We start from the raw sequence: 7,601 nt of genomic DNA, 5'->3' as shown, positions 1-7,601 counted from the left end.
AGCGCAACCTTGCCAAGGTTGAGGTCGAGAGTTCGAGACTCTTCTCCCGCTCCAGTTTTCAAGGTGGGCCGCAAGGCGCATCGAAGCAGTTCCTCTGGCGAGGTAGCAAAGAGGTTATGCAGCGGCCTGCAAAGCCGTTTAGACGGGTTCGATTCCCGTCCTCGCCTCCAGATGCAGCGCAGTGATTGACGCGCAGATAAAAAAGCCCACTTCGGTGGGCTTTTTTTTGCCTATGCGGCTGAACGGCGTCGGCTGCAATTAAATACAGGGCTTCAGTTTATTTGATTTCCGGGAAATGACTAACCGACAGTAATCTGTGGATCCCAATAAAAATAACCATACAGGCTTTGCGTCTGGCCATCGTCATTCAGGCTATATACGGCAATATAGACATAGAAATTTTCCGTGCCGGATTTGGATACCTGCGCCGTGAAATTAGAAAAATTGCGCGGTTGCTGTATTGCCGGCAAACCATTCGAGGAATCCGAATTCGGCATGACCGCATTTCTGCGGGTAATGGTATTGGAGACAAAGGTATTGAAGACCTTGTCGCCATTCCAGTAATTGATGCCATACACAATGACGGCCGAATCGGCGTTGTCATAGATGGACGCGCCGGTGAACGAGACATAGTCGCCCACGTTGGCCCTGAAACTCAGGTCAGCAGAGCCTTGTCCGCTATTGATGCCGCGCGGGTCGGTGGCAATCATGTACTGGCTGGTATGCGCCAGGCCCACGGGCTTGCTCTGATCAGGGGCGGTCTGACGCGGATGCTGAGCCATAATCAGATCGGTGTCTATTACAACGAGAATGTTGATTGTAATATTGCTGGCATATAATTGCGCGTCGGTCATGATTCCTCCTCGGTTTTCCTACTCGTCTGGCTTTTCGGATACGCCCCGTTTTTTAATGTGGTAAGCAGTCTCCACCGCTGCTGTGTAGAATAATGGAGAAAATTGCATAGATACTATCCAATTGAAACAGCAGTATTATTTAAAAATATTCCATTTAAATTATTTTTATTTTGTAAATACAGCTGTTGGAAACATTATTTTCCTGCCCGCGTCTGCGTGCCGCGGTCCCGCCCATCCGGCCCGGCCGCATCTTGTATAATGTCTGCAGGCTCAGCCACACCCCATGGTGCGCTGATGAATCTTTCCCTTTTCGCCATTCCCATGTAGTCGCTGACGATTTCCCTCTCCGTTAAAGCTAGTCGCGGCTTCCCCGCGAAGCCTGCCTGCATGGTTGCTCCCGATGGCTGTCCATTGGACGCGCATTTCCCTGTTCCGACCCTGGATGTGAATCAATGATCAACGCAAGTTTTCGGGAAGAGTGGTTCTCGAACATACAAAAAAATGTCCTGGCGGGCCTGACCACCTCGTTCGCCCTGGTGCCCGAATGCATCGCCTTTGCCCTGGTGGCACAGTTGAATCCCCTGATGGGCCTGTATGGCGCCTTCATCATCTGCGCATTGACGGCCATCTTTGGCGGGCGTCCCGGCATGATTTCGGGCGCGGCCGGTTCCATGGCCGTCGTCATCGTGGCACTGGTGGCCCAGCATGGCGTGCAATATCTGCTGGCGACTGTGGTGCTGAGCGGTATCATCATGGCGCTGTTTGGCCTCTTGCGCCTGGGTAAGCTGATCCGCATGGTGCCCCATCCCGTAATGCTGGGCTTTGTGAATGGCCTGGCCATCGTCATCGCCATGGCCCAGCTCGAACACTTTCGCCAGGCCACGCCGCAGGGCGAGGCCTGGCTGCAAGGCACGCCCTTGTATGTGATGGGCGCGCTGGTGCTGCTTACCATGGCCATCGTCTACGTGTTGCCGCGCCTGACAAAAGCCGTGCCGCCCGCGCTGGTGGCCATCCTGGGCGTGGGCGTGCTCAGCCATTTCCTGCACCTGCCCACGCGCACCCTGGGCGACCTCGCGCACATCGCCGGTGGCTTGCCGGCCCTGCATTGGCCCGCCGTGCCGCTGGATATGGCGACCTTGCACATCATCTTCCCGTATGCGGCGCTGATGGCCATGGTGGGCTTGCTGGAAACCTTGCTCACCTTTAATCTCACCGATGAGATGACTGAAACGCGGGGCCAGCCGAACCGCGAATGCATCGCGCTCGGCGCTTCGAATGTCGTGTCGGGGCTGTTTGGCGGCATGGGCGGCTGCGCCATGATCGGGCAGACGATGATCAACCTGAGCTCGGGCGGCCGCTCGCGCCTGTCGGGCGTGACGGCCGGCGTGATGATTTTATTGTTCATCCTGTTCCTGTCACCGCTGATCGAGCGCATCCCGCTGGCTGCGCTGGTCGGCGTGATGTTCGTCGTGGCGCAGCAGACGTTTGCCTGGGGTTCCTTGCGCGTGCTGGGCAAGGTGCCATTGCAGGATGCGCTGGTGATCGTCGCCGTGACGGTGATCACGGTGTTTACGGACCTGGCGATGGCCGTGCTGTGCGGCATCGTGATTGCCGCCTTGAATTTTGCCTGGCAACATGCGCGCGACATGCGCGCCGACATCGATGATGGCAGCTCGGGCGTGCGCGTGTACCTGCCGCACGGCACCCTGTTTTTCGCCTCGACCACGCATTTCCTGGAACTGTTCCAGCCGGCCGCCGATCCGGTCCGCGTCATCCTCGATTGCCGGCATCTGCACATGGCCGATCACTCGGCCATTGCCGCCATCGAAGCCTTGTACGAGCGCTACGACAAGGCGGGCAAGCACCTGCAGGTGACGCATCTGTCCGCCCGCAACCAGGCCTTGCTGCAGCGCGCGGGCGTCGATGTGAGCGTGGCGTAAAATAGGGGAAAGTCTGCTCCGCGCCATTTCTCGGCATGGGCGGAATTGTTGAATGTCTGTGGAGTGTGAATGCTGTCGTACGAACAAGAACAATTATTGCAGCAAAGCCAAACGGCTTTTGATGCCTACTATGACGCGCTGGGCGCGTCGCTGGTGAATTTTGTCGAGCGCCTGGGCATCCAGCCCGCGCACGAAGTGCTGACCAATGCGGCCGAGTACCTGCCGTACATCGATGCGGCCATGCGCACCATCGTCATCCGCGACGAGAGCTGGCAATGGGTGAAAACCATGCTCGGCTACTTTATCGGCGAATACTTCGTGCAGGGTCATGCGGGTTGCTGGTATGTGGAAACGCGGGCCGAATCGCCGCATTTCTGCCGCACCATGGTGGGCGGTTTCGAGCATGGCTTGCCGATGGATGCCGCCATCGATCCCGAGGCGCTGGCGCTGGAATTTCTGGGGCAATCCGCGCCGCGCGAGCTGGCGGCACTGATCGCCACAGCGCAAGCGCGCGCGGCTTGATGGCGCGCGGCTTGCTGCAGCAGATTTAAAACTCTTCCCACTCGCCTTCTGCCGGTGCGCCCGCCTTGCTGCTGGCGCGCGTCGCGGGCAGGCGCAGGGCAGGGATGGAGGCCTTGCGGACCGGCGCTGCCGGGGTTGCCGGCGCGCTGCGCTGCGCCGCCTTGGCGCTGAAACGGTCGGTGGCCGCAGCGTTTGCATCGAGGCGGAAGACGCTGACCACCTGCGCCAGTTCGCTCGCCTGTTCCTGCATCGCTTCGGCCGCTGCCGACGCTTCTTCCACCAGCGCCGCATTTTGCTGGGTCACTTGATCCATTTCGGAAATGGCCTGGTTGACTTGCTCGATGCCGGCGCTTTGCTCTTCACTGGCGTTGCTGATTTCGCTCATGATGGAGGTGACGAAGCCGATGCTTTGCACGATTTCTTCCATCGTCTTGCCGGCCTTGTCGACCAGGTCCGTGCCCACGTCGACCTTTTGCACGGAATCGTCGATCAGGCCCTTGATCTCTTTCGCCGCCGCTGCCGAGCGCTGCGCCAGGTTGCGCACCTCGGTTGCCACGACGGCGAAGCCGCGTCCCTGTTCGCCGGCGCGCGCCGCTTCCACGGCCGCGTTCAAGGCCAGGATGTTGGTCTGGAAGGCGATGCCGTCGATGACGGAGATGATGTCGACGATTTTCTTCGACGAGGTATTGATCTCGCCCATGGTGGCGACCACTTCGGCCACCACGGCGCCGCCGCGGCTGGCGATGCCGGCCGCGTCGCCGGCCAGCTTATTCGCCTGGCGCGCGTTGTCGGCATTCTGTTTCACGGTCGACGTCAGTTCTTCCATTGACGAGGCGGTTTCTTCCAGCGAACTGGCTTGCTGTTCCGTGCGGGAGGACAGGTCCTGGTTGCCGGCGGCGATTTCCGCCGATGCCGTGGCGATGGTGTCGGTGCCGCTGCGCACCTGGCCCACGATACCGACGAGGCTGTCGTTCATGGTTTTCAGCGCATGCATCAGCTGGGCCGTTTCATCGCGGCCCTGTGCCGTAATGGTGCTGCTCAGGTCGCCTGCTGCCACGGTTTCCGCCACTTTCACGGCATCGCGGATGGGACCGGTGATCGAGCGCGTGATCCACCACGCAAAACCGATGCCCATCAGCACGGCCAGCACGCCCATGGTGATCAGGAAGATGCGCGTGCTGCTGTACGCTTCGATGATGCTGGCGCCGACGCCGTCGGCCGCCTTGATCTGCATGTTGGCGAAGCGCTTCACTTCGGCCAGATAGGCCACGGTGATGGGCGCGACTTCCTTGTCGAACACGATCTTGGCGCCTGCCATGTCGCCGTCGGCCTTCATCTTGAAGGCGCGCGCGCGCGTCGTCACGTAATCGGTGCGTACCTTGCGCACGACCTTGAATTGCTCGATCACGGCAGGGTTGAGCAAGGATGCGACGATGTCGTCCTGCAGCTTGCTGGAACGCTCCGCATCGACTTTCAAGTCCTCCTCGATCTTGGCGCGCACGACAGGATCGGTGATTTCGAACGAGGCGACGCCGCGCACGCTGTTGAGTTCAATGATCTTCGACCATTCGGCCACCATGCGCTGGTTCTTGATGCTGGTATTGATCAGGCGGTAAGTCAGGTCGCTGGCCGTTTGCATGCGCACGAGGGCGGTGATGGTCAAGGCGGCAAGCAACAGCAATACGACAGCAAAGCCGACGCCAAGGCGGCTGCCGATGTTCAGGTTTTTCATGTAATTCCTAACAGTTTAATAGTCATGATCGCCGCCGCCAGCAGGGGCGGACAGGCGCCGCGAGGCGCAGGGGATCGGGGTCTTCGGGTGCCGCGTGATGGCTGTGCGGCGCGCCGCGCTGAGCGTGGCGTTGGAGGTGAAACAGGGGGCGTGCCGGTCAGGCTGACCGTTGCCCAGCAAGCCGCAAGTATAGCATTGACGCAGAGAAATAGTTTCTTACGGCAATTTTAATTATTTTTTGATATTGATTTCCTGTTGTGTTTTTACATCAAGTACCTAGTCCATAAGTACTATCACTTACAGAAACGCTTACTTTATGCATGTTCGCCTGATAAAATACTAATGATAATCATTCGTATTAAAACATCGACCAGGGAATTGTATGCAGCAACGTCGCAAGCCAGGATGTAAACCGATCACCATCGCCGTACTGGGCGCCTTGACCTTGGGCGCCACGCCATTGGCGGCCTGGGCGCAGGAAAGCTTGCCCGCCGTCACCGTGACGGCATCGAAGGACAAGGATGGCTATGTCGCCGCCACCTCCGCCAGCGGCACCAAGACGGAAATGGCCCTGCGCGACGTGCCGCAAACGATCAACGTGGTGCCGGCCGCCGTCATCCGCGACCAGAACGCCATGTCGATCCAGGACATCATGAAGAACATCCCTGGCGTGGGCCTGTCCGCGGGCGACGGCCAACGCGACCAGGTGTTCATCCGCGGCTTCACGGCCATCGGCGACCAGTTCGTCGACGGCTTCCGCGATGACGCGCTGTATTTCCGCGACCTGTCGAACGTCGAGCGCCTGGAAGTGATCAAGGGACCGGCCGCCGTGCTGTACGGCCGCGGTTCCTCGGGCGGCCTGGTGAACCGCATCACCAAGAAGCCCGGCATCGATATCACGGACGTGGCCCTGAGCCTGACCAATACGGCAGGGCGCCGCGGCGAAGTCGACGTGGGCCGTGTCGGCGAGACGGTGGACTGGCGCTTCACGGGCGCGCGCGAATTGTCGGACAGCTACCGCGAGCAGCAATTCATCAACCGCACGGCGCTGGCGCCATCCGTGGCCATCCGCCTCTCAAACGCGACGAAACTGCTGCTGCAGGGCGACTACCTGGAAGACCGCCGCCTGACGGACTTCGGCATCCCGTCCTACCAGGGCCGTCCCGTCGCCGTCGATGCGGGCACATATTATGGCGCGGCGAATGCCCGCGATGCGGACTTCAGCCAGTCGCGCGTGGTCTCCACGGCCGCCACCCTGACGCACAAGTTCAGCGATACCTTGTCGCTGCGCAATGCCTTCCGCTATTACGATTACCACCTGGACCGCAACAACACGAATATTTCCGGCAACGTCAACGAAGTCAAAGGCACGATGAGCCTCGGTCATGCCAAGCTCAACCGCGACGAGAGCGGCTGGTTCAACCAGACGGAATTGACGCAAAAGCTGGTCACGGGCGGCCTGCGCCACGAAGTGCTGTACGGCGCCGAGTTCGGCAAGCAAAACAAGGATGCGTCGAGCTGGGCCTCGACCGTGGTGGCGACGAATGTCTCGATCTCCCATCCCGTCCTGCCTGTGGTCGACCGCAGCAAGCTGGGCGCGCGCGGCGATACCTTCGGCACCTACGACACGGCCGCCGCCTACGTGCAGGACGCCATCAGCTTCAGCGACGAGTGGAAGGCGCTGGCCGGCCTGCGCTATGACCGCTACAAGCAGCAGTCGCGCCTGGCCAATGCGCTTGGCGTAACGACGGCCAACCTGTCGCGCACGGATTCGGCCTACAGCCCCCGCGCCGGCCTCGTCTGGCAACCGGGCGCCATGCAATCGTACTACGCGTCGTGGAGCCGCTCGTTCCAGCCCAGCGGCGAGAACTTCGCCCTGGCCGCCAACAATGCCGACCTGGCGCCGGAAACCACGCGCAACACGGAAGTGGGCGCCAAGTACGACCTGTGGGGCGGCCGCGCCAACGCCACCGTGTCGCTGTTCCGTCTGGAACGCGACAACATCAAGACCAGCGACCCGATCACGAACCGCATCGTGCCCGTCGGCACGCAGCGCACGGATGGTTTGGAACTGACCTTCAACGCGGACTTGCATGACGGCTGGAAAATGATGGCCGGTTATGCTTACCTGGACGCCACCATCACCGATTCCATCGCCGTCGACCGCAGCGTGAATGCGCCGGGCACGACGACGGCCAGTTCGGTGGCCATCAAGGGCAAGCGCGCCACCCTGACGGCGCGCAACATGGCCAATCTGTGGCTGACGAAAGACCTGGGCCACGGCTTCACGGTGGGCGGCGGCGCGAATGCCGTCGGCAGCCGCTTCGCCAATCCGGGCAACACGGTCGTGCTGCCGGGCTACGTGACGGCCGACGCCATGGCTGCCTACCGCACGGGCCGCTATGAAGTGCAGCTGAACATCAACAATATCGGCGACACGCGCTACATCGTGTCAGGCCATGGTTCCAGCCCGAACCTGAGCTTGCCTGGCGCGCCGCGCAACGTGGCGTTGACCTTGCGCTACAGCCTGTAAATTCGCTGGCAAGTTCGGTC

General features: G+C 60.7%; 5 protein-coding genes and 1 tRNA gene. 4 read left to right on the top strand and 2 right to left on the bottom strand.

Features of this window, described 5'->3' with window-relative positions; genetic code table 11:
- The first annotated feature begins 96 nt into the window (after positions 1-96).
- Positions 97-170 (top strand) — tRNA-Cys (locus JAB8_RS16425).
- 129 nt (positions 171-299) lie between these two features.
- Here the strand turns inward: JAB8_RS16425 and JAB8_RS16420 are convergent.
- A complete protein-coding gene (locus tag JAB8_RS16420; RefSeq protein WP_070222332.1) occupies positions 300-854 on the bottom strand; it encodes an inclusion body family protein in 555 nt (184 codons plus the stop codon).
- Between the two features lie 452 nt (positions 855-1,306).
- On the opposite strand from JAB8_RS16420, the gene JAB8_RS16410 reads away from it, so the two are divergent.
- Positions 1,307-2,794 (top strand): SulP family inorganic anion transporter, encoded by a 1,488-nt coding sequence (locus JAB8_RS16410; protein WP_070290620.1) that lies wholly within the window; start codon positions 1,307-1,309, stop codon positions 2,792-2,794.
- A gap of 69 nt (positions 2,795-2,863) precedes the next feature.
- Positions 2,864-3,316 (top strand): hypothetical protein, encoded by a 453-nt coding sequence (locus tag JAB8_RS16405; RefSeq protein WP_070222327.1) that lies wholly within the window; start codon positions 2,864-2,866, stop codon positions 3,314-3,316.
- 25 nt (positions 3,317-3,341) lie between these two features.
- Here JAB8_RS16405 and JAB8_RS16400 read toward each other — a convergent pair whose 3' ends face one another.
- A complete protein-coding gene (locus JAB8_RS16400) occupies positions 3,342-5,048 on the bottom strand; it encodes a methyl-accepting chemotaxis protein (RefSeq protein ID WP_070290619.1) in 1,707 nt (568 codons plus the stop codon).
- 382 nt (positions 5,049-5,430) lie between these two features.
- Here JAB8_RS16400 and JAB8_RS16395 point away from each other — a divergent pair, with 382 nt between their 5' ends.
- The gene (locus JAB8_RS16395) at positions 5,431-7,581 is read left to right on the top strand and encodes a TonB-dependent siderophore receptor (RefSeq protein ID WP_070290618.1); all 2,151 of its coding nucleotides are present in this window, start codon (positions 5,431-5,433) and stop codon (positions 7,579-7,581) included.
- The last annotated feature ends 20 nt before the right edge of the window (positions 7,582-7,601 follow it).

Source organism: Janthinobacterium sp. HH106 (genome assembly GCF_001758725.1).
GTDB lineage: Bacteria > Pseudomonadota > Gammaproteobacteria > Burkholderiales > Burkholderiaceae_D > Janthinobacterium.
Note: the sequence above shows the minus strand (reverse complement) of the source record. Positions and strands in the feature narration are given on the sequence as shown.